Consider the following 24,969-nt stretch of genomic DNA (forward strand, 5'->3'; position numbering starts at 1 on the left):
TCGTCGCAACCGTCGCCACCATGCGCAAGCTGCTCACCATCCTCAACGCCATCATCAGGGACGGACGACCATGGCAAAACGCTTGACAAAGAAGACAGTCGCTCTCCCCGCGCGCGGGGCGAAGGGGGATCGCCGCAAGCTTTCCGTCCCCACTCACCTCTCGTATGGCACGTCCCCTCTCCCCGTCAGAACGGGGAGAGGGTTAGGGTGAGGGGCAGACTTCTTGAAATATGGCCGCCATTGCGCAAAATTCTGCTGCGCAAAACCCTACTTCCCCTCGCTCAACGAAAACACCAGCGTCGCCTTCGTCCCGTCATGTCCGGGATCATAGGCTAGATCCGATTTCAAGCTCGCGGCCATGGCCGTCAGAATACGCGCGCCGAGCCCCGTTCCCCGCGCCGGGCTCTCCGGATCGAACCCTGCCCCATCATCCTCGACGACAACCCTCAGCGCCTCGTCCGTCTGATCGACAAAGACGCGGATCTCGCCCGGTACGCTGTCCGGATAGGCATATTTGAAGGCATTGGTGACGAGTTCGCTGACGATCAGCCCGAGCGTGATCACCTTGTCGGTCGCCAGATTGACCGGTTCAGCGGTCAGCACGATGCGGTGCGGCCGCTTGTCGTCGCGCATCGAGGCTTCGAGTTCGGTCAGCAGACTGTCCAGATATTCGTCGACCTGCACCGAGCCGACCTGCCGGTTGGTATAGAGCCGGCGGTGCACGCTGGCGATGGCGTTGATACGCATCTGCGTTTCGTGCAGCGCATCGATCGCCACCTGATCCTTGGTCATCGAGGATTGCATGCGGATCAGCGCGCCGACCAGGCCGAGGCTGTTGGCGATGCGGTGATTGACCTCGGCAAGCAGCATTTCGGCAAGATCGCGCTGCTGGCGGATCACCTCTTGCGCCTGCGCCGTCTCGCGGCGAAAACGCGCCCGCTCCAGCGCCTGTTCCAGGGCGGCGGCGAGCAGGTCGAAATAATCGGCCGAGATCCCCTTGAGCATGTAATCGTCGGCGCCGGCCTTGAGCGCCGCGACCGCGATGCTGGTATCATCCGAGCCGGTCGCGTAAATGACCGGCGGATGATTCGGCTGCGCCATGATGCAGGGCAGAATGTCGAGGCCGATCTCGTCAGCCAGGACATGATCGAGCACCACGGCGTCGAAGCCGCCTTCGCCGAGCCTGGCAAGGCCGGCAGCACCGTTCGGCGCCCATTCGACCGAAAAGCCCCGCCGGCTCAGATTCTTCTGCATCAAGAGGGCGAGCCCCTCATCGTCATCGATATAGAGGATGTGGATCAGGGCATCCGCATCGCCGCTAGAATTGCTCATTCCGTCTCCCGGCTTTCTCTCACAGCGACGACCGCCGGTAAGCGTCCGAGTCGTCCGCATGGCAATGTCGTATTGCATTGGCCGCCTGCGGTAAACAGCGGCGCCCTTGTCGCCGGCGGCACAGAGAGAGGATGTCGCGAAACACCGCGCGGCCCGATGGGTTCCGCCGGCGCGTTAATTTTCCCGAAATTTCCGATGACCGGATACTTCGGCCCCTGCCTCAGCCGGCAATTGCAGGAAGCGCAATGACGACATGACGCCGATCGCGCCGACCACGACGAAAGCCCAACGGAAATCGGCAAGCGCGGGATTGTCGGCGCCCCTGACAGCCGAGGCGATATTGAGCACGGCCGCCGCCACCGCGACACCGAGCAGCATCGACGCCTGCTGCAGCATGCTCGACAGTGTCGAGGCGGAGCTGCGCTGTGCCGGGCCGATATCGGCGAAGGCGAGCGTGTTCAGCGCGGTGAATTCCATCGACCGCGACAGGCCGGCGAGGAAAAGCAGCGCATGAATGACAAACCGCGGTGTATCCGGCGACAGGAAACCGCAGGCGGCGATCGAAAGCGCGGCGATCAGCCCATTGAGCACAAGCACCGTGCGGAAGCCGAAGACGCGCAAGAGCGGCGTCGTCACCGTCTTCATGCCGAGATTGCCGAGGAAATAGACGAGCAGATAGGTGCCGGCGGCAATCGAGCTCAGCCCGAAACCGAGCTGGAACAACAGCGGCAGCAGGAACGGCGTCGCATTGATCGCCACCCGGCAGGCCGTGCCCGCCGACAGCGTCGACATCGAGAAGGTCTGGACGCGGAAGGCCGACAGGTCGAGCAGCGGATTGTCGACGGTGAGGAAATGCCGGGTCGCCATCACAGACAGCACGATACCGGCTGCAAGCATGAGCAGGACCGGCAAAAGCCCGCCGTCCCATTTGACCGAAAGCTCCAGGGCGGCGAGCAGAAAGGTCAGACCTGCAGCGCTCAGAACGAAGCCGACGAGATCGAGCCGGCCGGGATCGGTTTCGCGCTGCTCCGGCACGAAGCGCAGCACCAACCCAATACCGAGAATGCCGATCGGAATATTGATGAGAAAGTTCCAGTGCCAGCTGGCATAGGTGGTGATGACGCCGCCGAGCACCGGGCCGACCACAGGTGCGGTCAGCGCCGGCCAGGTGATCAGCGCGATCGCCTGGACGAGCTCGGATTTACGGGCGTTCTTCAGCACGATGATGCGCCCGACCGGCGTCATCAGCGCGCTGCCAGCACCCTGGACGGCGCGCCAAAGCACGAATTCCGTGAGGCTGCCGGAGAGCCCGCAAAACAGCGAGGCCGCGGTGAAGACGGCGATCGACATCAGGAAGATACGGCGCGCGCCGAATCTGTCGCCGAGCCAGCCCGACAGCGGAATGAAGGCGGCCATCGTCAGCATGTAGACGGTGATGCCAATGCTCATCGACACCGGCTGGACGTCAAAGCTTGCCGCCATCTGCGGCAGCGAGGTGGCGACGATCGTGCCGTCGAGGATCTGCATGAAGAAGGAAACGGCAACGACCAGCGCCACGATCTTCGCCTGGCGGCCGCTTGCCGCCTCTTGCTCATTCTCGCTCGTCTCTGCCGTTGCCATCGATCTGCCAATGAAAATTCTGGATACCGCGGCAGGAAAACAGGAAGGAAGCCGATCGGAGATCTGCCGCGCGGGGATACGCGGAAGAGCCGCGCACTGGGTGCATACGCTCGTTACTTCAGGCTGGAAAGGCTAAATCTCGCACTGCGCGGGATATTCCCGGCGCGGCGGGCCGCGTAAGAAAAAGGCCCCGCCGGAGCGAGGCCAAGTTTGAACCGCTCCCGGGAAAACAGGAGCGGCGTGACGTCCATAGCCTGAGGTACGTTGCGCAGCGAGGCCAGATTTCGCTGTATCGGTACGCCTGCGAAGGAAATTTAACGATTCGTCAAAGTATCACTTGCCTCAGTCGTCACGGCGGAAACCGGTTTTTCGCAAAGGCGGTGGACAGCGCCGCTTGCCGGCGGCAAAAAGGCAGGGCGACGCAAACCAACGAACGAGGTCTCAGTCGATGAAACATTTCTTCAATCGCCGGGAAACGATCGTCACCGAAGCCCTGGACGGCCTCCTTCAGACGAGCGCCAAGGGCCGTCTTGCCCGCCTCGACAGCTTTCCCGACATCAAGGTGATCCTGCGCGCCGACTGGGACAAGTCGAAGGTGGCGATCATCTCGGGCGGCGGCGCCGGCCACGAGCCCTCGCATGCCGGCTTCGTCGGCAGGGGCATGCTGACTGCCGCCGTCTCGGGCGAGATCTTCGCCTCGCCGAGCGTCGATGCGGTGCTGACGGCGATCCGGGCGGTGACCGGGCCGAGCGGCGCCCTGCTGATCGTCAAGAATTACACCGGCGACCGCCTGAATTTCGGCCTTGCCGCCGAAAAGGCCCGCGCCGAAGGCTTCGACGTCGAGATGGTCATCGTCGCCGACGATATCGCCCTGCCCGGCATCAACCAGCCGCGCGGCGTCGCCGGCACGCTGTTCGTCCATAAGATCGCGGGCTACCACGCCGAACGAGGTGAAGACCTGAAGACGGTCGCAGCTCGGGCCAGAGGTGCCGCCGGCGATATCGTCTCGCTCGGCATGTCGCTTTCCACCTGCAGCGTGCCCGGCCAGACCCATGAGGATCGTCTCGGCGCCGACGAGGGCGAACTCGGCCTTGGCATCCATGGCGAGCCGGGCGTCGAGCGCATCACGCTGCAGCCGGTCGCCGATATCGTCGCCACCATGTCAGCCCGCCTCTCGGCAACGCTTGGCGATGTCGGCGATCATGCGCTGCTGATCAACAATCTCGGCGCCGTGCCGCCGCTCGAAATGGCGGTCATCGCTCACGCCGTGCTCTCCTCACCGCTTGGCCGCCGCACCCGCCTGATCATCGGCCCGGCACCTGTCATGACCGCGCTCAACATGAACGGCTTCTCGCTGTCGCTGATCCCACTCGATGCCGAGCGTAAGGCGGCGCTGACGGCCGATGTCGAACCGCATGCCTGGATGCCCGCCGTCGAGCGCCATGAGATCGAGATCATTGCCGCGCCGAGGACGGCCAGCCGCAAAGCGGAAGCCGGCGAGAATTCCCATAATCGCCGTCTGATCACCGCACTCTGCGAGCATCTGATTTCGCTGGAAGACGAGCTCAACCGCCTGGACGCCCGCGTCGGCGACGGCGATACCGGCTCGACGGTGGCAACGGGCGCCCGCAGCCTGCTCACTCGCCTCGACACGCTGCCGCTCGACCGGCCGGCGGAAACCCTTGCCGCGATCGGCGATATCCTCGGCACCAGCATGGGCGGATCGAGCGGCGTGCTGCTGTCGATTTTCTTCACCGCGGCGGCCAAGGCGATGGCTGACAAATCGGATATATCGGCAGCGCTTCTCGCCGGCCTCGAGCGGATGACCTTCTACGGCGGAGCCGAAGTCGGTGACCGGACGATGGTCGACGCGCTCTCGCCGGCGCTGCATGCGCTCGCCTCCGGCGATGTCGAAGAAGCCGCAAAAGCGGCGGCATCAGGCGCGGAATCGACGAAGGCGATGACCAGGGCAAGAGCCGGACGTTCCTCCTATGTCGGCGAAAGGGATCTTGCCGATGTCGCCGATCCCGGCGCTGCCGCAGTCGCCGCGGCCTTCGCCGTGGTGGCGAGCCTTTAAACGTCAAGCGCAGCCATCTTCCGCCAGGCGCCGGTGCGATGAGCGCGGCCGTACCGGCGCAGATATTCGCGGTTCATGGCACCGTGAAAAACTGTCCGATCTTGTCGCGGAGAACCGCCTCTTGCTCGGCGCCTCCAGGGGCGTCGAAATGCCCGGCGTCCAGGATGAAGATTTCATTGAACTTCGGCATCGAATTGGCGACGGCGAACTGGCAGGGCGGGGCGACGGCAGGATCGAAAAGCGCCACTGCCGTCAGCATCGGCACCTTGATCCGCCGCGCGGCGGTCGCGGCATCGTAGAAGCTGAGCGTCTCCAGCACATTTCCATGTTCCGCCTGATATTCCTGCACCGATTGCGCGCTGCCGACGCTCGGCAGCGTGAGGCGCAGCGGCTGATGCCCGAAGCTCGGCAGTGCCAGATGGCCGCGATCGATGCGGTCATCATAGGCGATCGCCATCGCCCCGACGCCGCCGCCGAAGCTGATGCCGCTATAGCCGACATGCCGTGAAAGCCAGGGATACAGCGCGGCGAGCGTCGAGACGGCAAGCCAGATATCCTCGACGCGGCCGCCGATGATATAGGAATCCTTCTTGTCGATATCGTGCAGCACATGCCAGGACGGGTTCTGCGAAATCGGCGGATGGGCACTCAGCGACAATCCGCGGCAGCAGGGAAAGATGAGCGCCGTATCCTTCACCGGCAGATCGAAATCCGGTCTGTCCCGTCCGCCGTAACCGTGGCTCACGACAAGGCCGCGCCGCACCTCCCCCTGACGCGGCAGCATCAGCCAGCCGCCGATCCGGAACGCGTCGGTGGAGCGATAGACGAGGTCGAGCACCTGCCAATCGGGATGGGTAAGTTCGCTCCGGGACAGCACCGGCTGCGGATCGACCGTCAGCGCCTTGCGATACCGCGCCTGCCAGAACGCGTCGAAACCATCAGGCTCCTCCGGCGGCTCGATCGCCAGCAGGTCTTCGAGCTGCATGCCGTAGGTGGGGTCGAAATCAAAGGGATGTGTCGTCGGAATACTCATTCGGGCTTTGTCCCGTGAAACGGCCGGCCGCGCAAGACATGCTATCTTGACGGTCAAACCGACGGCGAAATGGCCTCGCGCCGCATGCGCGCCTACATACTGAACGCCGCCGCCTCGCTCAGCCGTTCCCTCGAAGTCGGCGAGCTGGTGTGTTTTCCCCTAGGGAAGCGGGCAGTGGTATTTATAGTGAACCAAAGTCATCATCAGCTCGTCGCCGGTCGCTTCGCGTATGCCGGGATTCTCTTCCAGGAACGTGCAGAGCGTATTGCCGATCGCTTCCGCCGTGATTCCCTCGGGGATACAGACGTTGACGCCAACGGCAATTGCAAAATGCGCCGAGTTCACCATCCTGCTGGGTCGGGGAGCGGCTTCGGTAAAAATGCGACGGGCGAGATACTCGTCACTATTCCATTTGTCCAACCAACCGGCAACATATCCGACGACAAACTGCCGGGATCCGCTGCAATCAGAATAAAGCATGTTGCCGCTGGATAGTCCGGCGGGAATCTTTGCTGAAACCGTTGCCAACAGCGTGGCGATAAGAATCCCCGACATCACAGCTCCCTAGCTCTCGATGGCGCGGAGCTTCGATCGGGAAAGTGTCGGAAATGAGCTTCAAAAGTGTTATCCTTTTGCCGCATTCAAAAGTTGAAATTAGCTGCAACTTGTGTGCTTGCGAGGTCGACAAAACACCGCTGAGGGGGAGACGGCCCGGCCCTCTCCTTCGGTGCCTGTCACAGGAATCCAGCCACCGCGTGTCCACGCGCTGATTGAACTTACGACACTCCCGCTCGAAGGAGATTTCGAGTTCGAGAATGGTCGGCTCCCGGAGGCTCCTGGTGAGAAAATTGATGAACGGCCCGGTCTGCTTTCGCCTGACCGGCCGACAGTGCCCGGGCGTACCGGCTCCTGAAAGTAAAACTTCGGCAATGATCAGGTTTCCCAGCTTTCTTGCCGTTGCGCATACAGCCGCTCTCAGCTACATCATCCCCGTCAATGGCCGGGTCACCCGGCCACGTAAGCGTTAACGTCACTCAACGCGTATGATCGAACGGCTTTGCGGCTTCGATCTGCGCGACTGTGTCCTGCGGATCGAGCTCCAAAAGCTCCTGAGGACACATGGATAACAATCAATTCAAAGAGCAGACTTCACCGGCCCCCGGCATCGAGCGGGTGCGCCACGAGACGCGCCGGCGCGCACTGACGGTTGAAAGCGTCGTCGATATCACCCCCGGCATGCGCCGCATCACCCTGACCGGCGACGATCTTGCCGATTTCACCAGCCTTGCGCCCGACGATCATATCAAGATCTTCGTTCCCGCCACCGATGGCGGGGAAGAGCGCCGGGATTATACGCCGCGCCGTTATGACAATGCCGAGCGGAGATTGACCATCGACTTCGCCCTGCATGAGGCAGGCCCGGTGACCCAATGGGCGATCGGCGCAGGCCTCGGCGACAGACTTGAGATCGGCGGGCCAAGAGGCTCCGCCGTGGTCTCGAAGGCAGTGACGAGGTGGCTGCTGATCGGCGACGAAACGGCGCTGCCGGCGATCGGCCGCCGGATCGAGGAGAGTGCGGCCGGAACGGTCATCACAGCGATCGCCGCCGTCAGCGGCCCGCAGGACGAGCAGACCTTCGACACCCGCGCCGACCTTGACGTCCATTGGGCGCACCGGCCTCTCTCTGAGGCAACCGATGCCGCGGCACTCCTGAAACTGCTGCGTACGGTCGATATCCAGCCGGAAACATTCATCTGGGTCGCGGCGGAAGCCGCGGTGACGCGCGATATCCGTGCCTATCTTTTGACGGAACGGGGCTACCCGCTGAGCTGGATCAAGGCAGCCGGCTACTGGGTGTTCGGCAAGGCCGATACGACGGAGAAGTTCGGCTAACCCACGCCGACGCTGGCCGCCGCTGCGGAAGCTGGGGCGACGGCCGGACACGCCGTTCGAAAATAGCTCAAGGCTCATTGCGATTTAATCGGATGCGATGTATATGTCCTGGCAACCAGAGCCTTCATAGGAATCCCCATGCCCAGCTCCAAAACAGCGAAACAGTCCGTGCCTGTGTCCGCTGCCCCAGGCACGGACGGCAGGAAGCTTTCGAATTTCCTGTGTTTTGCGGTCTATTCGGCCAACCTCGCCTTCGGCCGGGCCTACAAGCCGATCCTGGACGCGCTCGGCCTGACCTACACCCAGTATATCGCCATGGTGGCCCTCTCGGAGCAGGACGACCAGACGGTCAGCATGCTGGGGGAAAAGCTGTTTCTCGAATCCAACACGCTGACGCCCATTCTCAAGAAGCTGGAGACCGTCGGTTTTATCACCCGCCATCGTGATCCCGCCGACGAACGCCAGGTGCGTGTCAGCCTGACGCCGGCGGGACGCGCAATTCTCGAAACCAATCCCGGCTCCTCCCTGACCGAGGCTACCGGCCTCGGCGACGATTTCCCCATCGTACAGAAATCGGTGACGCGGCTGCGCGACAACCTGTTGCGGGCGCAGGCCGAACCGGAAAAATCGTGATCGCGGCCCATTTCGGCACTCGGTGACATGCCCGAGATCGCAATCGGCGCATTGATTGGGAAGGGGGCCGTTCTTCTCGCAAGGCGAAGCTCGGAGCGCAGGACCCACCCGGATCGATGGAGCCTGCCGGGCGGTCATGTCGAAGACGGCGAAGATGCCGAGACGGCAATGCGCCGGGAATTGCTGGAAGAAATCGGCGTGACGCCGCAGCGCTGGCTATTTACCGGAAAATTCATTTCGGAAAGCCCGCCCGGGTCATTCGCCACCTTCCATGTCTATCACGTCGACCGATGGCACGGCTCTCCGCGACTTATCGGTGACGAACACACCGGGCTCAGATGGTTTACTGCCGCCGAGATCGAATGCGAAACCGAGCTGGCGCCGCCGCAACTTGTTGAAATGCTCCTAAACCTGCTCAGGCCGAAAACGAGCCAACAGGCATGGTGATCGAGCAGACGTGGCGCTGCCTTAGCCTATAGCGCCAGTTGCGGGACCACCTCCCGACGTGCGCCCTCCTCCATCATCTCGGCCGCCCTGGCATAACCGCCGCCCATTCCGTCGAGGAAATGCAGGTGTGAATCCGGCCGGCCCGACGGCAGGAGGCAGGTCATCAGCGCATGCGACTGCCGGTGCAGCCCGAAATCAATCTCGCCGCGCGCTCGTGCCGCAACGAGGATGGCTTCGACGGCGTCGATCTGGTCCGGCGCGCAGTCGAGCGTCAGCCGTAGCCCGTCGTCGAACTTGCGGAAATCGGAATTGGAGGCGACCTCCGACCAGCGTTTTGCGCTGACCAGCTTCGCACTCCCCCTGGCTATCGCCGTCTCTCCAAAAAACGGACGGGACCGGCGCGGCGCGGCATCGAAAACCGCAAGCACGCGCTTCGCCAGCGCCGCAAAGACCTCCGGGCGCGTCTGGTCGCGAGGCTCGACCAACAACGACAGGATCTCGCCGCGCTGGCTCGGGAACGGCGCCCAATCGCAGCTCAAGCCCGTCAGGTCAGGCCGCATCGCATAACGGCCGGGCTTCACCAGAAAGCGGCCGCTCTTGATCTGCTGTTCCGCCCATTTGAGCCCACCGCCGGCAAACATCGCATAGGTCGCGCTCTCGGAAGCGGCATAGCGCGCGATCCTGACATCGCGCCCGTTCGCGCGGATTTCACCGACCGTGACGAGCCCGACGCGCAGGTCGAGATGAAGATCGGTTCTGGCGAAGCCCGCGACATCACGCAAGGCCGAGGTCGCGGCCATGATGCCATTCGCCGGCAAGGCGAAGGCTGCTCCGTCTCCGCGAAACACGAAGGGAAAGTCGAACGAACCCCAGGCATTGCCGAGGGCGGCGATGATCGATGCGCCTGCATAATTGACGTCTTCATAGCGCCCCGCGCGGATCGCCGCGGTCGAGTTGAAGACGTCGGTAATGCCGATCAGCCAATCGTCGGGCAGCGGCTCGTAGACCTCGGGATCGAGCACCAGAGAAAACTCATCATAGGCCCGGCGCGGCGCCGCGTGGCTGTTGATCATGGCACTTTCTCCGGATCGGCAGGGGTTGCTGCCAGTTCAGAAACGGGTCTGCCGCCGATCGGCAGACCCCCGCTTGAAGATGACGGCACGAGGCCGGCCCTCCCGCTCAGATAAGCTTGGTTTCGACGTCGATATTGCCGTGGACCGCCTTGGAATAAGGGCAGATGCCATGGGCCGCCTCGATCAGCTCCTGTGCGATCGCGCGATCGATGCCTGCCAGGCTGACATTGAGCCGTGCACGCAGGAAGTATGAGCCGTTATCGCCATTGAGCGTAATCTCGGCATCGACCTCGGGACCGGCAGGCAGCGTGATCTTCCGTTGCGCGGCGGCGAGTTCGATGGCGCCGATATAACAGGCCGACCAGGCGGCGCCGAACAGGTTTTCGGCCGCCGGATGCGGTTGTGGCAGCTTGATGTCGAGCGTGCCGTCGCTGCTGCGTGCATAGCCGTTGCGGCCGCCGACGATGTGGGTTTTGCCGGCGAAAAGAAGCTTCTCAGTCATTGTCGTATCCTTTGGTTTGATCACTGTTTATCGCATCCGCTTAAATCGGACGCGCTCTAATACGCCGCAGCGAATTTGCTGTCAACAACATTCCGATTTAATCGGATACGATTTATTTACTTGCAGACGGCAGACGTCCGGGGCGGGCCTGCAGCCAGGCTCGACCGGTTGCGCATAGTCACATCTTGTCCGGGAACGAAGCTCCCTATAGGCTCGCCTTTGAGCCGAGGCTTCACGAGGCAGGTGGAGAGTTCAGATGTCCTCCATAACCGAAGGCAATGCGGCACAATATGGCGACAGCCGCAAGCTCACCGCCCGCGCCAGGCTTCATACCGAATACACCATCGCCGAAACGGGCTGGTTTCCGTGGGTTGCAGCGCGGCTGCCTTTGAAACCGGCAGATCGCGTCCTCGACGTCAGCTGCGGGCCGGCATGGTTCTGGGCGGCAACGGCGGGTCTGCTGCCGGAGAATCTGCACCTGACGCTCGCTGACCTTTCGTCAGGCATGGTCGACGACGCAGTGGCACGCTGCAGCGCACTGCCCTTCGCCTCCGTTCGAGGCTGCCAGGCCGATGCCGCGGCACTCCCCTTCGAAGACGGCGCCTTCGATTTCGTGATCGCCATGCATATGCTCTATCACCTGCCCGATCCGGCCGCCGGCATCGCGGAGATGGCGAGGGTGCTGAAACCGGGCGGCTTTCTCGCGGTCACGACCAACGGCATCGGCAACATGCGCGAGATCTATCGGCTGACGACCGTCTTCGGCAGCGCGCCGACCGACCCGGCCGCCGCCGCCTTTGGATATGACGCCGCCGAGCAGATGATGCGGACGCAATTCGGTAGCGTCGCCATATCGCAGTATCCGGCAAGCATGCGGATCACCGAGCCCGAGGATGTCTTTCTGGCGCTGACTTCCTATCCGCCCGGCGAAGGCGCCGACGAGCCTGAACTCAGTCACTTCCGCCAGGCCATCGCCGATGCCTTCAGGCAAGGCAGCGGTGCGCTCGATGTCAGCAAAGAGACAGGGCTGTTCCTCAGCAGGAAGCCGGCCTGATCGGATCGCCGCCTTTCAGGATCGCGGCCGGCCGAGATCCTCGAGATGCAGACACTGGCGGTGAGCGCGAAGAATTCCCGGCGTCGCCGATCACGTAACAATCGCCTCCACATCTGAATGCATGCCGAGGAAGAAATCGACGAGAGGACGCGGCGCCTGGGCGTTGAAGCAGCGATTGAGGCCCGCGGCCGATTCCTGAGCGGCGCTTTCGCTGCGGGGAAACATGGCGGCCTCGTAGCAGGCGAGCGCCGCCTCGATATCGTCGCCGTCAGCGATGATGGCCTGGGCCAGATCCGCGCCGTCGCGCATGGCGAGATTGGCTCCCTCACCGGCAAAGGGCGACATAAGATGTGCGGCATCGCCGATCAGGGTGACACCGGCCCTGCGGCCCCAGCGATGGCCGACGGGCAAAGCAAAGAGCGGCCTCGCGACTAAAGGCTTCTCGCTTCTGGCGATGAGATCGACGAGCGACCGATCCCAGTCGCCGAAACGTTTCAACACGTCTTCGAACAAGCCTCCGGCCTCCGACATGATCTCGGCCGACCATTCGGCCGGCGCCTCGAAAGCGGCGTAGCTGCAGATCACATCGCCCGGCTCGCGATGGGCCAGGATGCCTTTGTGCTCGGAAACCGCCATCATCGTCCCCTTCCCGACGATCTCGGCCTGTTCTGGAAACCGCGAGGACACTTCCGTCAGCCGCGCTTCCGCAAAGGACAGGCCGGTATAGACCGGCCGGATATCGGTCAGCAGCGGCCGAACCTTCGACCAGGCGCCATCGGCGCCGATCAGCGTATTCACCCTGACCGACCGCCGGTCCGCAAAGGTGATGATGTAACCGCCGTCCATCGCGGCGGCGACCTCGGTGGCGCGATGTCCCCACTGGATGATCCCTTCGGGCAATGACGCGATCAGCATGGCTCGCAATTGACCGCGCTCGACCTCCGGACGCAGATCGTTGCCGGCCTCGGCAAGGTACACCCTGCCGGTCTTGTCGAGCACGCGGAGCGCATCGCCGCCCTTGAGCACGATCCGACGGAACTCATCGTAAAGGCCGGCGGCCTCAAGCGCCATCTGGCCGGTCTCCACGTGCATGTCGAGCATGCCGCCCTGATGACGCGCTGATGCGGAAGCCTCGCTTTCGAAGATCCGCACATCGACCCCGTTGATATGCAGGATGCGGGCGAGAACGAGCCCGCCGAGGCCGGCGCCAAGAATAGTGATCATGGCTTCGTCTCCGCCCGTCGTGTCGCCAGAATGCCGTTAATCAGCACGTCGAAGCCCCATTCCAGCCGGTCGCCGCCGCCCGAGAACAGGCCTGCGCCGAGCCGCGAGATGTTCGGCAGGATCTCGGCGTTGGCGGTTTCGATCGCCGCGGTCAGTGAGGAAAAATCCGAGGGTGAGCGCGAGGATGCTTTCCAGGCCGCCTTCTCGGCTGCCTGCGCCGTCGCAAACAGCAGCAGCAGGTCGACTGCCCATGCCGTCTCGGCATCCGGCACGTCGCCCTCCTTCAGGAGCGTCAGGATCTTCTCCACCAGCACCAGATAATTCGCTCCGCTCGGCATGGTCGACATCGCCATGCGCGCCAGTTCCGGATGCTCGAAAAGCACGGACATGTAACTCCGGAGCGTGCCCTTCAGCCGGCCGCGCCAGTCCGACGGCGAAGAAGGCGCGGCAATCTCGGCAAGCAGCGCGTCGAGGATCTCGGCATGAAGGTCCTCCGTGTCGCGGATATAGACGTAAAGCGAGGCGGGCCCGGTATCGAGCACCGCGGCCACCCGCCGCATGGTGATCTTCTCCAGCCCCTCCTCGTGGAAAAGCGCCAGCGCCGCCGCAATGATCCGCTCGCGGCTCAAAGCCGGCTTGCTCGGCCTCTCCCGCCGGCTCTTCGGTTGTCGTGCCATACACTCTTGCTCCATGACGAACATGATCTTAACGAACATGTTCGTCGTGGAGAGTCAAGAGCAACCTTCCTTGGCGAGAAGCCGGCGACTATCGAACCATGGTGCTGATATCGAAAGGCAAGCGGCATGTTGCCGCTGCGGCAGGCAGCGCTCCGGTCAGACCTTCTCTTTCTTCTTGACCTTTTCCTTCGGCTCGACCGGCGCATCCGGCGTCGGCGCCAGAAGCTTGCGCAGCGATGCGATCTTGTCCTTCACCAGTGGCCGGAAGCGCGTCGCGCGATAGGGCATGTCGGCCGCACCGTAACCCTCCGGCCCGTCGTCATTGCCGCGATGGATTTCCGCGAGCTTCACCCCGATGAACGTGCCGTCGACATAATGGGTGTATTCGCCCACCCAACGGATCGTATAGATCTCGCCTTTGCGAATGAGCTGGTCGATGCTGACATGCTTGAAGGTGTCGTTGATGCAGACGACCTTCTGGCCGACATGGAAATCATAGCTCATGGATCCAACTCTCAAACGGCAATCCGCTCCACCGATCTATAGCGCGCTGGACCGCAGGGATGAACCATTTTCTGCCAGCGGGCTTATTTGCCGCGACAACAGCCGCACCCGCGCCGCACGGTTCAAGGCAAAGCATATCAGTCGCAATAGACCTTGCCGCTCTTGCGCGAGCGAAGGTCGAAGTGGAAGTGGTTCCAGTGTTCGGGGTTGCTGCCCGGCCCGAGCACCGTATTGAAGTAACGGCAGCTATCGGTGCGCACCGCCTTCAGGAGCCGACCCTCGCGCAGCGAAAACAGCCCCTTCTTGCGCACGTCGATCTCGTGGCCGTTCTTCAGCACGAACTTGCCGACGTCGATGGCGTTGCCGCGGGCGTGTTCCGACATCGGATTGTATCGCTGCCGGCTGTTGTTCATGCGACGGCAGGAATAGCCTCCGAGCGGCTGGATCGTTCTGATGCCGCTCCAGTAGCGGTAGCGGGCAGACGGCGCCAGCTCGTTCTTCACCCATTTGGCGAAGGCGAGCGTCACCTGGCAGTTCAGCGTCACCGCCGGCTTGACGCCGATATTGCCGGAAAGCCCCTTCAGCGATACCGGATACGGCACCTGGCAGGCCGGCCCGTTCGAGATCGGCGGCTTCTCGTCGAAGAGCACACCCATGCGCTTCAGCTCGCGCCGGCAGGCAAGCTCGGAGGCCGGCATGACGCTCGGATCGACGGGGGCTGCCGGCTCGCTCATCATCGGATTGTTCGGCCGCAGCATCGCGACCTCTTCGCTTTCGTCCTCTTCCGGAACGCGTGCCGGCGCCACCACAGGGCTGCCGTCGTTCCAGGCGGGCGCCCGGCTCATTTGCGCCTGTGCCGCCGGCTGCGGCATCGCCTGCGGCGTGGACTGGTTCAGCTGGGTCGGATTATCGGTGCCGATGCCGTCGACGACGGGCTCGGTGGCGTTGCCCTCGGCGATCTGCTGCTGCTGCTCCTGCGCCAACCCGATGACGGGTTCAGCCCCGAGTTCGTCATCCATATTGACGCCGCCGGGAGGGATCGCAAGGTTCTTCGTGCCGCCCCAATTGCTGCTCGGCTGGCCCGCCGCCGACGCCTCATCGCTGTCGATCATCGGCAGTTTGCGCCCGTTCTGCGCCGCTGGTGCGGCGTGACCAGTGCCGGCAAGGTTCGGCGTGTCGAGATAATCGACGGAACCTTGGCTGTTGCCGACCGGCGCATTGGAGACGGGATAGGAGGCCTGGCTTTCCACGGGCGCCATCCGCACCGCAGGCGCCATCCGCGCCGCCCCTCGCGACGGCGAGATCGAGCTGACCCTGGTTCCGCTGTCGACATTGGCCGGCGGCACCAGCCCATCGCTGATCGAACAGGTCGTCAGCGCCACCGAGAGCAGCAAGGGCAAAAGGGATCGCCGAGGAAAGGAAACAAACGCCATACTCTTATCGCTTCCGCAGGCCGACTGGGCAGTGACAGAAAAAACTCACTCCAATTTTAATTAAAAACGGTGAACGAAAACTTACCCGCACAATCTGAACGCGACGGAGATGAAAAAGGCCGCTTTCGCGGCCTTTGATCTGTCGTTTAACTCACGCTGCCCGTGTGTACCGGGCTCCAGGCGATTGCCCTGCCCCGCGCAGCCGGAAACTCGAAAGCAGCGTCTTCAGCTGGGTGCTCTCGTCGGCAAGCGTGCGGCTTGCCGCCGTCGTCTCCTCGACCATCGCGGCGTTCTGCTGCGTCATCTGATCCATATGGTTGACGGAACCGTTGATCTCGTTCAGTCCGGTCGACTGTTCGCGTGCCGCCGTCGCGATCGACGCGACGTGATCGTTGACCTGGTTGACCAGCGCCTCGATCTCCAGCAGCGCCTCGCCCGTCGACCGCACCAGTGCCACCCCGCCCTCGACTTCCGTCGCCGACCGGCTGATCAGTTCCTTGATCTCCTTGGCCGCATTGGCCGAACGCTGGGCGAGTTCGCGAACTTCCTGCGCGACGACGGCAAAGCCGCGGCCCGCCTCGCCCGCCCGCGCCGCCTCGACGCCGGCATTCAGCGCCAGCAGGTTCGTCTGGAAGGCGATCTCGTCGATAACCGAGATGATCTGGTTGATCCGGCTCGAGGATTCCTCGATCCGGCCCATCGCCGTCACCGCATTGCGGACGATATCGCCGGAGCGTCCGGCGCTCGCCTTGGTTTCGGCCACCATCTCGCGCGCCTCGTTCGCCCGCTCGGACGCGGTCTTGACCGTGGCGGTGATCTCGTCGAGCGCCGCCGCCGTCTCTTCAAGGGCGGCCGCCTGCTGTTCCGTCCGCTTCGACAGATTGCCGGTCGCTTCGCTGATATCGGAAGCGCTGTCGTTGACGACACGGCTCGATTCGGCGATCGCGTGGATGACGCCGTTCAGCGCATCGACGGCGGCGTTGAAATCGCCTCTCAGCTTGGCGTAGTCCTCGCCGATGTCGCCGATCGCAACCGTCAGGTCGCCGCCGGCGAGCTTCTCCAGGCCGACGCCGAGCGCCTGCATCGCAAGCGTCTGCCGCTCGGAAGCCGAACGCAGGCTTGCCTCGTTGCCGCGGCGCTCGTCTTCGATCTGCCGCTGCCTCTCGTCTTCCCGGCCGCGCAGCGCGCTGCGCTCGTCGACGGAATCACGCAGCACCAGAAGCGCCTTGGCCATCTGGCCGATTTCGTCGCGACGATCGCTGCCGGCGATTTCCACCGATGCTTCTTCGGCGGCGATCGCGTTCATCGCCGTCTTCAGCCGGGCGATCGGCACGGTGACGCTGCGCACGATGGCATAGGCGATGGCAATCGTGGCGGCCGCACCGAGCAGGCAGAGCACCGCCGCCCAGATCGCATTCTGGCGATAGAGGGCGGCAAGGTCGTCGGCATAGACGCCGGTGCCGACGATCCAGCCCCAGGGCTCGAAGCCGGCGACATAGGAATATTTCAGCACCGGCTCGTCGGCGCCCGGCTTCGGCCAGTAATAGTCAACGAAGCCCTTGCCGTCCTTCTTCACCTTGTTGACGAATTCGACGAACAGGAACTTGCCGTTCGGATCCTTCATCTGCGAAATGTCGGTACCATTCAGCGCCGGCTTGATCGGATGCATCACCATTGTGGGATGCATGTCGTTGATCCAGAAGTAGCCATCGGCGCCGTAGCGCATCGCGCCGATCACGTCCTTGGCGGCCGCCTGAGCCTGCTCGCGGGTCATGGTGCCCGCCTGCTCCATCTTGTAATATTTGTCGAAGATGCCGATCGCCGTCGCCTCCATCTTCTCCAGCCCCGCCTTCCGCTCCGCTTGCAGCTCGGAATAGGAATAGTTCAGAAAGAACACCATCGTTGCCGTGAGCACCGCAAGGGTGAAGCCGACGAGGCAGTAAAGGCGGGTGGAAATCTTGATGTTGCGCATGAGGTTCCCGGCGATTCTTCTATGTGAATTCGCGCACATACTGAAGCAGCGGAATTACTGGAGCGTAAAGTTTAATGAGAAGATGATTAAATAACGTAAGGTGAGGCCTGGGCGACCGAAATCAAAGGCTTGAAATCGAATGAAATTTCAAACCACAACGGCTGCAACATTTTTCCGCCAGCTGCCTGCAACGCCCTCTTATACCGTCTTTTACAGCCCATGGCCTTTGCACTAGGGTGCTCTGAAGGAATCGTCGGCCGATGCCGCACCATATGGAGACCCCTCAATGACCGACACTGCCAAGCCGAGAGGCGACCTGACGCTGCGCACGCTCGCCATGCCGGGTGATGCCAACCCGGCCGGCGATATCTTCGGCGGCTGGGTTATGGCGCAGATGGACCTTGCATCGGGCATCCGCGCCGCCGAGCGTGCCAAGGGCCGTGTCGTCACCGCCGCCGTCAAGGAGATGGCTTTCGAGCTGCCGGTCAAGATCGGCGATACGCTGTCTGTCTATACCGATATCGAACGCGTCGGCCGCACCTCGATCACTCTGATCGTCGAAGCCTGGGCGCATCGCGCCCGCTACGCCAAGATGGAAAAGGTCACTGCCGCCACCTTCATCATGGTGGCGCTCGACGAAGAGGGCAAACCGAAGATTGTCCCCGCGGAGTGACAAGTTAGGCCGGGGCACAAGGGATGGAAACGGTCAGCTCGCCGGAGGTCTTCCTTCACATCAAGGCGGTGATGGGGTGAGACGCGGTCCCGCAAAGCGGGAGCAATCGATCCAGTGAATCGATTGCAGCGTCGAACGCCCTGAGCCAAGCGAAGGGCCGGGCAGCCGCTTGCTCCACAAACCTGCGTCCCAAGTTTGCGCCATCTCTCCAGCTTCATCCTGAGGCGTCCCGCAGGGGCCTCGAAGGACAATGCTGACCACCGCTTCGCCAAATGCCAAGGCTGGCGTGGCGGCAAGCCACCCGCCCCCGTGGTTCGAGACGGGCCTTCGGGCCTCCTCACCATGAGGGCTGGTCGGTGTGCCGTACCGCCCACTCAAACCTTCAAAAATTGCGACCCCTTATCGAACCCCAGCCCCGGAAAGATCTTCCCAGTCAGATCGTCCGCGCCGACGTCGAACTGCCGATAGAGCATCGCAGCCGCTACCTCGCGCACATCCGTCGTCGGCATCAGGTCGCGGTCGTCGAGCAGTTGACCGTCGCCGAGCCCGGGCCACTTGCCGAGGATGCGGCCGCCGGATAACGCGCCGCCGGCAAGGAGGGCGCAGCCGCCGGTGCCGTGGTCGGTGCCGGCGGAGCCGTTCTGGCGGGCAGTGCGGCCGAATTCAGTCATCGCCAGCACCACCGTCTTTGCCCAGATCTCCGGCCCGAGCGTCGCCTTCAGCGTGTTGATCGCCTGCGCCAGATCCTGTGCCGGCCGCTTGAACTGGCTGGCCTGGCCGATATGCGTATCCCAGCCGGTGATCGAGAAACTGGCGATGCGGTAATCGCCTTTCAGCATGTTGGCGGCAAGCGCCGCCACATCGGCAACCTTCTCGCCGCGCTGGCCGTCCGGCTCGATCGTCATCGCAGCAGTATCGGCCCGCGTCGCCTCGGCAAGCGCTGCGGCAAACGGCGGATCGCCGGCATAAAGCCGCGCCAGGAACTGCATCTCGTCACGCGCTGGCGCCAGATTGGAATCCGACGCCCAGACATCGACGTCGTTCGGCCCGGAGAGGATCAGCTCGGTCGAGGTGTTGACGTCGATCGCCTTGCGCGCATCCGAGCGCGGAATGACTGCGAGCGCCCGGTTCAGCCAGCCGGTCTTTTCCTCGGCGACATGTTCACCGCCCGATTCCAGCATATCCTGACCGTCGAAATGGCTGCGCTGATCGCGATAGGGTGTCGACACCGCATGCACGAAGGCGAGCTCGCGGCTCTTCCAAAGCGGCATCAGATCGGCGGCTGCAGGATTGAGGCCGAAATGCCCGTCGAGATCGAGAAGCCCGGTATCGGGCGTCAGCGCCAGCGTCGGCCTAAGTGCGGCAAAACCGGCATCGCCATAGGGCTGCACCAGATCCAGCCCGTCCATTGCGCCGCGCAGCACGATGGTGACGAAACGCTTGTCACCGGGCATCGCCGCGAAAGTGACCGGCGTGAAGACAGGAGCGGCGGCGAGACAGCAGGCCGAGGTCAGAAAGCCGCGGCGGGAAAGCGAGATCCGGTTCATCGACAGCGTCATGGGCGGGCCTCCTGAGCAGGTTCCGAAGGTGTGCAGCGGTTTTCCGGTCAGAACCTGCGACAAAACAAATGAGCTAAGCAGACGAAGCGTTGGCTTGCCAACGAAAGTCTGCTTAGCGGCGATTGAATTCGGGCGACGCCAGTACCAGCGTCAAGCCGCTGATCTTGTTCGGGGCCTGCGACACCACCCGGATCGTCTCGTCGCGGGCGGCATCGGCTAGCGTCGATTTCAGGAATTCGCGCGGATCCTCGTCGCGGCCGAACTGCGCAGAAGCGCGTCTTGCCCAAGCCAGCCGCTCGGCGAGCTGGCTGCCTGTGATCCAGGCGGAAAAACCTTCCTCGAAGCCGGCCGGGCTCGGCGGCAGCCAGGTCGGCTGTCCCATGCGCTTAAGCGCACCCTGCCCCAGCGCCCGCGCCGTCCGGAAGGCCTTGAGACGCTTATCCCTCCCTTCGCCGGCAGGATCCGTCGTCACAGGCGATCCGGCCATGCCAGGCGTATTCGCCGCCATGTCGCCCTCCTCAGTGCCCTGCTGGTTGGCCGCCAGGAAACTGCCGACGACGCCGTTGACCGGTCCCGCATTCAGCGCCCTCAGACCGGCAACGAGATAGTCGAAGGGCTGTCGCGCCTTGGCGCCTTCGTTCTGCCAGGCGGCGGGATGGTCGAGCATGGCGGTGTAGACGGCGGTGAGATCACCATCCGTCTTCTTCCAGACGGTCGCCATGTCGGACAGCATGCCCTCATCGGGCTGGTCGGAGACGAAATGCACTGCCAGCTTGCGGCTGATATGCGCCGCCGTTTTCGGATGGACGGAAAGATCGTCGAGCATATCGAGATAATCGTCGCGTGAACGCTTGCGCCCGCCATAGCTGACGCCGAGCACCTCATGCACGCCGGGCTCGGAAATATTCGGCCGGAAGGCGATGTCCATTTCCTTGCGGTCGATGGTGAGCCCCGTCAGCACCATGGCCGCCGCCGTCACATCCGCCTGGCTGTAGCCGCTGCCGGCACCGAGCGTGTGCAGCTCCAGCAGTTCGCGGCCGAGATTTTCGTTCAGCCCTTTGTTGCGCTTGATGCCGCCGGCCGAATCCGGCCCGAGCGAATCCGCCTGGTCGAGATAGATCAGCATGGCCGGATGGGCCGTGGCGCTGCGCAGCAGATCACCGAACTTACCCGACATGAACGGCCGGATCGCCTCGGCCTCATAGAGCGGCACGATGAGGCGCATCGACAGGCTCTTATTGGCGCTGGTGGAGAAATGATCGGTCCAGAAGGTCGCCAGCCGCTCGTAGAAACCGTATGGCGACAGCACCGCCTGCATCAGCCGCAGGTTCGCATCGTGCTGGAATTGCTGCTGCGCTTGCCGCTGTACGCCCTTGCGCATCTCGCGCCGCGCCGTATCGTCGGTCACCGTCTTGGCGTCCTGGCGGATCTGCTTCAGCTGTGCCTGCAGGCTGAGGATCGCGCGATGGCGCGTCTCGGGACCGCCGAGCGGAAAATCCGGCGTCGCCGCCGCCCCCTTGCTGAGCTGACCGATCAGCTCATCCTTGCTGCTGGGCGGCGCCTCGCCCGGCCGGAAACCATAGCCGAACCGGATCGCCGCCATCGTCGGGAAAGAGAGGCTCATGGTCGGTCACTTCCTGATCAATGGATGGTGACAGGCTGCCAGCCGATTGCGACGCCAATCTGTAGGAAATGTGGCGATACCTAGACATGGACGATTTGTAATCTGTTGAAAAAACTACAATTTACGCCCGAAAGATGAAGGATGCTCCGATTGCGATCAGCGCAAAGCCGATCGCATGGTTCCAGGTCAGGTTCTCGCCGAGCCAGAAGATCGAGAAACCGGCAAAGACAAGCAGCGTGATCACCTCCTGCATCGTCTTCAGCTGCGCCGTCGTATAGACCGCCGAACCGATACGGTTGGCCGGCACCGCCAGGCAATATTCGAAGAAGGCGATGCCCCAGCTGACGATGATGGCCAGGAAGATGGCGCTGCTCTTGTGCTTGAGGTGGCCATACCAGGCGAAGGTCATGAAGATGTTGGAGGCAAACAGCATGACGACAGGCCAGAGGGCGGCGGGAGAAAAGGACATGGAGTAACTCGGGCTGTGGAGGGGACAGGACTGATCCGGCGAGATACCGGCGGGCTTTACCTAGCACGCCGCCATTCGACGGCAAGCCCCCCAGACCCGGACCGATCGTCTCACGTTGCCAAGACGAGGCGGATCTTGGGGAATGCAAAACACTGTATTAGTCGCCGGGTTATTTGTACTGCTGGATCGATTCAACCCGCCGTAGAGAGGACTATATGGCTGCCATGCAGCAACCCATCTCTTTGCCATCACGTTATTTCTGGCGGCGCTTCGTGGCCTTTGCCCTCGACCTTTTCATCTTTCAGGCTGCTATTCTCATATCCGTCCATTGCATTTCAACGGCCTTCTCCCTGGACCTCCGCTTCGCCCGGTGGACGTCCATGGAGTGCACAGAGAAAGTGCCCGGTCAGCTTGCAAAGCGAATTGAGACCGGCTGGCCATTGAAGCCTAACGAATTGCGCACCAACGAGATCTGCGAAGTGCGTCAATTTCCTTTCGGACGGCAGAGATATCTGCGGACAACCGTTCTGATCGAACCATGGGACTACGTGACACCAACTCAAGTGCTGACCATCCCCGTGGACACAGACGACAATCCGGTAACGAGAACCACGCCTTCTTACTCCAACCTGATATCAGGCATCGGCAACACCGTGTTGATCGCGCTGGCTTTCGCCTGCTTTTCCGCGAAGGGCCGCCGCACTTTCGGAAAGGCGGTTTTCTTTCTCAGGGTAACCTCGGTCGATGGCAAAGGCCCCGACTTCGTCACCGCGTTGAAACGCGAAATCCTGAAGTTCAGCCCGAACGTGCTTTTCAGTGCCGCTGCTTTCGCAAGCTCGCTGTTTCCGGCCTATCCGACGGAAGACTTCGACGCTTTGCTTGCCATATTCCACGACGGATATGCGCCTTCAGACACCACCATGATTTGGCTCTACGGCATCTGGACGGTCACGATCATGGCCTGGTGGCTCCTGCCGTTCGCCGAGTGGAAAGGAGAGGTCCTTTATGATCGCATCTGCGCCTGCAAAGTCATGACGACCCTGGAGGCCAAGGGCACATTTTCAAGCACGGTATTCAGCAGCGAATAGGAAGCCGCGCCTTTGACGCAGAGGCCGAAGCCTCGAAGCAAGCCGCAACGCTGCTTCTTGCCTCCATCTGACGCCCAGCACTTGCCTCGTCCTTCGAGGCCCCTGCGGGACACCTCGGGATGAGTCTCTTCGAAGCGATGGCGCATGCTGGCTATCTCGCAGTCTTTAAACCGCTACGCCTAGCCGCCCGCCACTCTACCCCGGCACGCCCACGCCACCGACGCAAACGACCGCGGCCCATCCGGCTCGCCGGCTTCATATGCGGCTCTCATGGCAACGCCGAGCGCCTTTCGCTTCGCTGAAGAGAGCCCCCAGACATACTTGCCGAGCGGCCCCTCACCTACGGCGATCGGCCCCCAATAGTCCTCGAAGGAGCCGTATTCCATCCGGATCAGCAGCGACGTCTCCTCGACGTCGACAAGACCTTGGCTGACAAAACTCTGCTTCAGCTCCCCCGGCCGCATCATCGGCTGAAAGCAATATTTGCGACGCAACGGCAGCGCCTCCTCGTCGAGCATGGCAGCCGTGTCCCACATCATCCGCATGACCGGCATGCCGCCGTAATGGTCCCAGACGGCGGCGGCAACCACACCGCCCGGGCGCACGACACGGGCCATCTCCGCCACCGCCTTGGCGGCCTCCGGCACGAAATGCAGCACCAGCAGCGACATCGCCCTGTCGAAACGGTTATCCTCGAAGGGCAGCGCGCAGGCGTCGCCCTGCTGGATCGTGACCCGCGGATCGGTATTCGCCCGCTTCGCTGCGTCAACGAACACAGGCGAATAATCGACGGCCGCGATCTCCCTGAGATCGGACCTTTCCGCCAACGTGAAGGCCAGGCTGCCGGTGCCGCAGCCGACATCGAGCACACGATCCCCATCCGCCAATCCGGCGAAATCGATCAGCATCGGCGCCAGCCTCTTGCTCCAGCGCCCCATCAGCCGCTCATAACCATCGGCACTTTCGACATTGAAACTCGACGGCATCGAAGCCTCCCTCTTCAACAACGATGGTCTATCGCCATAGAGCCGAGCGATCCGTTGCCGTGCGCAAGGCGGGTCGGGCTCTCCGTTGTCCCCGGTTCAGGCCGGGGACGACGGAGAGTGTATCAGGCGGATGCCTTGCCGAGAACGCTCCAGTCGAAGCCGCGCGCCCAATCGGCATAGCTGTGCCAGCCGACATCGGGGAAATCGCGGCGCAGGGCGGCGATGTCGACGTCGTAGCCGGTGCGGTCGAACCATTCGAACATCAGCGCCGCGTCCTCGCTCTGCTGGCGCATCGCGGCGATCGGCAGTTCCTGGTAGCGTATCGGCCGATCGAGTGTCTCAGACAGGATCTTCACCTGCTGCTCCCCAGACAATTCGTCGCCGGCAATATCGAAACGCTTGCCGAACACCTGTTCGCGCCGCTCGGCCAGTGCCGCGACGAAAGCGCCGATGTCGTCGATGGTGATCTGCTGCAGCACGCGCGCCGGCGGCAGGGCCGCCGCATAAACGCCGTGGCGCAGCCCGTCGATCGCCCAGGGCGCCACCGTGTTTTCCATGAAGGCGACGGGCGCGCTGATCGTATAGGGAATGCCGAGGCCGGCGATATGCTTTTCGACGAGGTACTTGCTGTCGAAATGGGGAATGCCGGTCTTCTTGTCGGCATCGCCAACCGAGGAATAGATCAGGTGGCCGATGCCGGCGGCTTTTGCCGCATCGGCGACGGTGATGCCCTGGCGCGTTTCCGCTTCGGTCCCGGACTCGTAGCTGTTGCCCATCAGGAACATCGTATCGACGCCGTCAGCCGCCTTCACCACGGATGCGCCATCGTTGAGGTCGCCGGCGACGACCTCGACTCCCGCCGCGGCCAGCCGCTTTGCGCCATCGCTGTCCGGCTTGCGTGAGATCGCCTTGACGCGGTGTCCCCGCGCGGTCAGGGCGCGAACGACCGCGCCGCCCTGCTGGCCGGTGGCGCCGGTGACCAGAACGTTTCGTGTGTTGCTCATCTGTCTTCTCCTTGTTTGTGGCTGATGGAGCAAAGTTAGAGCCTATCACATTGAACCATAATGGCTTATAATTGGGAAACATCGTACCATAT

Annotated in this window: 23 protein-coding genes; 7 read left to right on the plus strand and 16 right to left on the minus strand. The window is 62.9% G+C overall.

The annotated features are described in order from the left end of the window. Nucleotides 1–267: 267 nt before the first annotated feature. Together ATY75_RS12290 and ATY75_RS12295 are read right to left on the minus strand one after the other, a co-directional pair. Nucleotides 268–1,332 carry a histidine kinase dimerization/phosphoacceptor domain -containing protein gene (locus ATY75_RS12290; protein ID WP_088937767.1) on the minus strand — a complete coding sequence of 355 codons (1,065 nt, stop codon included), beginning with the start codon at nucleotides 1,330–1,332 and terminating at the stop codon, nucleotides 268–270. A gap of 174 nt (nucleotides 1,333–1,506) precedes the next feature. Further along, complete coding sequence (locus ATY75_RS12295) at nucleotides 1,507–2,952, minus strand: MFS transporter (RefSeq protein ID WP_088937768.1); 1,446 nt, start codon at nucleotides 2,950–2,952, stop codon at nucleotides 1,507–1,509. Nucleotides 2,953–3,400: 448 nt separating this feature from the next. Here ATY75_RS12295 and ATY75_RS12300 point away from each other — a divergent pair, with 448 nt between their 5' ends. Next, nucleotides 3,401–5,029 (plus strand): dihydroxyacetone kinase subunit DhaK, encoded by a 1,629-nt coding sequence (locus tag ATY75_RS12300; RefSeq protein ID WP_088937769.1) that lies wholly within the window; start codon nucleotides 3,401–3,403, stop codon nucleotides 5,027–5,029. Nucleotides 5,030–5,102: 73 nt separating this feature from the next. On the opposite strand, the gene ATY75_RS12305 is transcribed toward ATY75_RS12300, so the two are convergent. Together ATY75_RS12305 and ATY75_RS12310 are read right to left on the minus strand one after the other, a co-directional pair. Continuing rightward, nucleotides 5,103–6,062 carry an acetylxylan esterase gene (locus tag ATY75_RS12305; RefSeq protein WP_088937770.1) on the minus strand — a complete coding sequence of 320 codons (960 nt, stop codon included), beginning with the start codon at nucleotides 6,060–6,062 and terminating at the stop codon, nucleotides 5,103–5,105. A gap of 159 nt (nucleotides 6,063–6,221) precedes the next feature. Beyond that, nucleotides 6,222–6,617 carry a Rap1a/Tai family immunity protein gene (locus ATY75_RS12310; RefSeq protein ID WP_088937771.1) on the minus strand — a complete coding sequence of 132 codons (396 nt, stop codon included), beginning with the start codon at nucleotides 6,615–6,617 and terminating at the stop codon, nucleotides 6,222–6,224. Nucleotides 6,618–7,181: 564 nt separating this feature from the next. Between ATY75_RS12310 and ATY75_RS12315 the strand changes: the two genes are divergently transcribed. The 3 genes from ATY75_RS12315 to ATY75_RS12325 all read left to right on the plus strand — a co-directional run bounded on the left by ATY75_RS12315 (nucleotide 7,182) and on the right by ATY75_RS12325 (nucleotide 9,035). Next, the gene (locus ATY75_RS12315; RefSeq protein WP_088937772.1) at nucleotides 7,182–7,955 is read left to right on the plus strand and encodes a siderophore-interacting protein; all 774 of its coding nucleotides are present in this window, start codon (nucleotides 7,182–7,184) and stop codon (nucleotides 7,953–7,955) included. A 138-nt stretch (nucleotides 7,956–8,093) separates the two neighbouring features. Continuing rightward, a complete protein-coding gene (locus ATY75_RS12320) occupies nucleotides 8,094–8,588 on the plus strand; it encodes a MarR family transcriptional regulator (protein WP_088937773.1) in 495 nt (164 codons plus the stop codon). A 27-nt stretch (nucleotides 8,589–8,615) separates the two neighbouring features. Further along, entirely contained in the window at nucleotides 8,616–9,035 is a 420-nt protein-coding gene (locus tag ATY75_RS12325) for an NUDIX domain-containing protein (RefSeq protein ID WP_064841362.1), read from the plus strand. A 26-nt stretch (nucleotides 9,036–9,061) separates the two neighbouring features. Here the strand turns inward: ATY75_RS12325 and ATY75_RS12330 are convergent, their stop codons facing one another. Together ATY75_RS12330 and ATY75_RS12335 are read right to left on the minus strand one after the other, a co-directional pair. After that, entirely contained in the window at nucleotides 9,062–10,108 is a 1,047-nt protein-coding gene (locus ATY75_RS12330; RefSeq protein WP_088937774.1) for a DUF3095 family protein, read from the minus strand. Nucleotides 10,109–10,214: 106 nt separating this feature from the next. Beyond that, on the minus strand, nucleotides 10,215–10,610 hold the full coding sequence (locus ATY75_RS12335; RefSeq protein WP_088937775.1) for an Ohr family peroxiredoxin: 396 nt from the start codon (nucleotides 10,608–10,610) through the stop codon (nucleotides 10,215–10,217). Nucleotides 10,611–10,866: 256 nt separating this feature from the next. Here ATY75_RS12335 and ATY75_RS12340 point away from each other — a divergent pair, with 256 nt between their 5' ends. Continuing rightward, on the plus strand, nucleotides 10,867–11,664 hold the full coding sequence (locus ATY75_RS12340; RefSeq protein WP_088937776.1) for a class I SAM-dependent methyltransferase: 798 nt from the start codon (nucleotides 10,867–10,869) through the stop codon (nucleotides 11,662–11,664). Between the two features lie 90 nt (nucleotides 11,665–11,754). Here ATY75_RS12340 and ATY75_RS12345 read toward each other — a convergent pair whose 3' ends face one another. The 5 genes from ATY75_RS12345 to ATY75_RS12365 all read right to left on the minus strand — a co-directional run bounded on the left by ATY75_RS12345 (nucleotide 11,755) and on the right by ATY75_RS12365 (nucleotide 17,474). Next, complete coding sequence (locus ATY75_RS12345) at nucleotides 11,755–12,888, minus strand: NAD(P)/FAD-dependent oxidoreductase (protein ID WP_088937777.1); 1,134 nt, start codon at nucleotides 12,886–12,888, stop codon at nucleotides 11,755–11,757. Next, entirely contained in the window at nucleotides 12,885–13,565 is a 681-nt protein-coding gene (locus ATY75_RS12350) for a TetR/AcrR family transcriptional regulator (protein ID WP_245317564.1), read from the minus strand. Before ATY75_RS12350 ends, ATY75_RS12345 begins: the two co-directional genes overlap by 4 nt. Before the next feature lie 156 nt (nucleotides 13,566–13,721). Continuing rightward, nucleotides 13,722–14,069 carry a hypothetical protein gene (locus ATY75_RS12355; RefSeq protein WP_010067496.1) on the minus strand — a complete coding sequence of 116 codons (348 nt, stop codon included), beginning with the start codon at nucleotides 14,067–14,069 and terminating at the stop codon, nucleotides 13,722–13,724. A gap of 137 nt (nucleotides 14,070–14,206) precedes the next feature. Then, complete coding sequence (locus ATY75_RS12360; protein ID WP_088937779.1) at nucleotides 14,207–15,502, minus strand: extensin family protein; 1,296 nt, start codon at nucleotides 15,500–15,502, stop codon at nucleotides 14,207–14,209. 151 nt (nucleotides 15,503–15,653) lie between these two features. Continuing rightward, a complete protein-coding gene (locus ATY75_RS12365; RefSeq protein ID WP_088937780.1) occupies nucleotides 15,654–17,474 on the minus strand; it encodes a methyl-accepting chemotaxis protein in 1,821 nt (606 codons plus the stop codon). Between the two features lie 286 nt (nucleotides 17,475–17,760). Between ATY75_RS12365 and ATY75_RS12370 the strand changes: the two genes are divergently transcribed. Further along, nucleotides 17,761–18,147, plus strand: a complete 387-nt coding sequence (locus ATY75_RS12370; protein ID WP_088937781.1) for an acyl-CoA thioesterase — start codon at nucleotides 17,761–17,763, stop codon at nucleotides 18,145–18,147. 374 nt (nucleotides 18,148–18,521) lie between these two features. Here ATY75_RS12370 and ATY75_RS12375 read toward each other — a convergent pair whose 3' ends face one another. From ATY75_RS12375 to ATY75_RS12385, 3 genes are all read right to left on the minus strand, one after another. Then, nucleotides 18,522–19,706, minus strand: a complete 1,185-nt coding sequence (locus ATY75_RS12375) for a DUF1501 domain-containing protein (RefSeq protein ID WP_088937782.1) — start codon at nucleotides 19,704–19,706, stop codon at nucleotides 18,522–18,524. A gap of 112 nt (nucleotides 19,707–19,818) precedes the next feature. Then, complete coding sequence (locus ATY75_RS12380; protein WP_088937783.1) at nucleotides 19,819–21,330, minus strand: DUF1800 domain-containing protein; 1,512 nt, start codon at nucleotides 21,328–21,330, stop codon at nucleotides 19,819–19,821. A 121-nt stretch (nucleotides 21,331–21,451) separates the two neighbouring features. After that, nucleotides 21,452–21,799 carry a DMT family protein gene (locus tag ATY75_RS12385; RefSeq protein ID WP_007629759.1) on the minus strand — a complete coding sequence of 116 codons (348 nt, stop codon included), beginning with the start codon at nucleotides 21,797–21,799 and terminating at the stop codon, nucleotides 21,452–21,454. Between the two features lie 215 nt (nucleotides 21,800–22,014). Here ATY75_RS12385 and ATY75_RS12390 point away from each other — a divergent pair, with 215 nt between their 5' ends. After that, a complete protein-coding gene (locus ATY75_RS12390; protein WP_088937784.1) occupies nucleotides 22,015–22,887 on the plus strand; it encodes an RDD family protein in 873 nt (290 codons plus the stop codon). A 179-nt stretch (nucleotides 22,888–23,066) separates the two neighbouring features. Here ATY75_RS12390 and ATY75_RS12395 read toward each other — a convergent pair whose 3' ends face one another. Both ATY75_RS12395 and ATY75_RS12400 read right to left on the minus strand, forming a co-directional pair. After that, on the minus strand, nucleotides 23,067–23,873 hold the full coding sequence (locus tag ATY75_RS12395; protein WP_088937785.1) for a class I SAM-dependent methyltransferase: 807 nt from the start codon (nucleotides 23,871–23,873) through the stop codon (nucleotides 23,067–23,069). 122 nt (nucleotides 23,874–23,995) lie between these two features. Further along, a complete protein-coding gene (locus ATY75_RS12400) occupies nucleotides 23,996–24,877 on the minus strand; it encodes an NmrA/HSCARG family protein (RefSeq protein ID WP_088937786.1) in 882 nt (293 codons plus the stop codon). Nucleotides 24,878–24,969 lie beyond the last annotated feature (92 nt).

The organism is Rhizobium sp. N122, assembly GCF_002211295.1.
GTDB lineage: Bacteria > Pseudomonadota > Alphaproteobacteria > Rhizobiales > Rhizobiaceae > Rhizobium.

What these genes read in the sequence shown, in the direction of transcription:
- ATY75_RS12310 (WP_088937771.1), bottom strand. Translation starts at nt 6,617, where the DNA reads ATGTCGGGGATTCTTATCGCCACGCTGTTGGCAACGGTTTCAGCAAAG.
- ATY75_RS12360 (WP_088937779.1), bottom strand. Translation starts at nt 15,502, where the DNA reads ATGGCGTTTGTTTCCTTTCCTCGGCGATCCCTTTTGCCCTTGCTGCTC.
- ATY75_RS12315 (WP_088937772.1), top strand. Translation starts at nt 7,182, where the DNA reads ATGGATAACAATCAATTCAAAGAGCAGACTTCACCGGCCCCCGGCATC.
- ATY75_RS12290 (WP_088937767.1), bottom strand. Translation starts at nt 1,332, where the DNA reads ATGAGCAATTCTAGCGGCGATGCGGATGCCCTGATCCACATCCTCTAT.
- ATY75_RS12345 (WP_088937777.1), bottom strand. Translation starts at nt 12,888, where the DNA reads ATGATCACTATTCTTGGCGCCGGCCTCGGCGGGCTCGTTCTCGCCCGC.
- ATY75_RS12395 (WP_088937785.1), bottom strand. Translation starts at nt 23,873, where the DNA reads ATGCCGTCGAGTTTCAATGTCGAAAGTGCCGATGGTTATGAGCGGCTG.
- ATY75_RS12355 (WP_010067496.1), bottom strand. Translation starts at nt 14,069, where the DNA reads ATGAGCTATGATTTCCATGTCGGCCAGAAGGTCGTCTGCATCAACGAC.
- ATY75_RS12305 (WP_088937770.1), bottom strand. Translation starts at nt 6,062, where the DNA reads ATGAGTATTCCGACGACACATCCCTTTGATTTCGACCCCACCTACGGC.
- ATY75_RS12295 (WP_088937768.1), bottom strand. Translation starts at nt 2,952, where the DNA reads ATGGCAACGGCAGAGACGAGCGAGAATGAGCAAGAGGCGGCAAGCGGC.
- ATY75_RS12380 (WP_088937783.1), bottom strand. Translation starts at nt 21,330, where the DNA reads ATGAGCCTCTCTTTCCCGACGATGGCGGCGATCCGGTTCGGCTATGGT.
- ATY75_RS12325 (WP_064841362.1), top strand. Translation starts at nt 8,616, where the DNA reads ATGCCCGAGATCGCAATCGGCGCATTGATTGGGAAGGGGGCCGTTCTT.
- ATY75_RS12300 (WP_088937769.1), top strand. Translation starts at nt 3,401, where the DNA reads ATGAAACATTTCTTCAATCGCCGGGAAACGATCGTCACCGAAGCCCTG.
- ATY75_RS12320 (WP_088937773.1), top strand. Translation starts at nt 8,094, where the DNA reads ATGCCCAGCTCCAAAACAGCGAAACAGTCCGTGCCTGTGTCCGCTGCC.
- ATY75_RS12350 (WP_245317564.1), bottom strand. Translation starts at nt 13,565, where the DNA reads ATGGCACGACAACCGAAGAGCCGGCGGGAGAGGCCGAGCAAGCCGGCT.
- ATY75_RS12390 (WP_088937784.1), top strand. Translation starts at nt 22,015, where the DNA reads ATGGCTGCCATGCAGCAACCCATCTCTTTGCCATCACGTTATTTCTGG.
- ATY75_RS12340 (WP_088937776.1), top strand. Translation starts at nt 10,867, where the DNA reads ATGTCCTCCATAACCGAAGGCAATGCGGCACAATATGGCGACAGCCGC.
- ATY75_RS12375 (WP_088937782.1), bottom strand. Translation starts at nt 19,706, where the DNA reads ATGACGCTGTCGATGAACCGGATCTCGCTTTCCCGCCGCGGCTTTCTG.
- ATY75_RS12385 (WP_007629759.1), bottom strand. Translation starts at nt 21,799, where the DNA reads ATGTCCTTTTCTCCCGCCGCCCTCTGGCCTGTCGTCATGCTGTTTGCC.
- ATY75_RS12330 (WP_088937774.1), bottom strand. Translation starts at nt 10,108, where the DNA reads ATGATCAACAGCCACGCGGCGCCGCGCCGGGCCTATGATGAGTTTTCT.
- ATY75_RS12335 (WP_088937775.1), bottom strand. Translation starts at nt 10,610, where the DNA reads ATGACTGAGAAGCTTCTTTTCGCCGGCAAAACCCACATCGTCGGCGGC.
- ATY75_RS12370 (WP_088937781.1), top strand. Translation starts at nt 17,761, where the DNA reads ATGACCGACACTGCCAAGCCGAGAGGCGACCTGACGCTGCGCACGCTC.
- ATY75_RS12400 (WP_088937786.1), bottom strand. Translation starts at nt 24,877, where the DNA reads ATGAGCAACACACGAAACGTTCTGGTCACCGGCGCCACCGGCCAGCAG.
- ATY75_RS12365 (WP_088937780.1), bottom strand. Translation starts at nt 17,474, where the DNA reads ATGCGCAACATCAAGATTTCCACCCGCCTTTACTGCCTCGTCGGCTTC.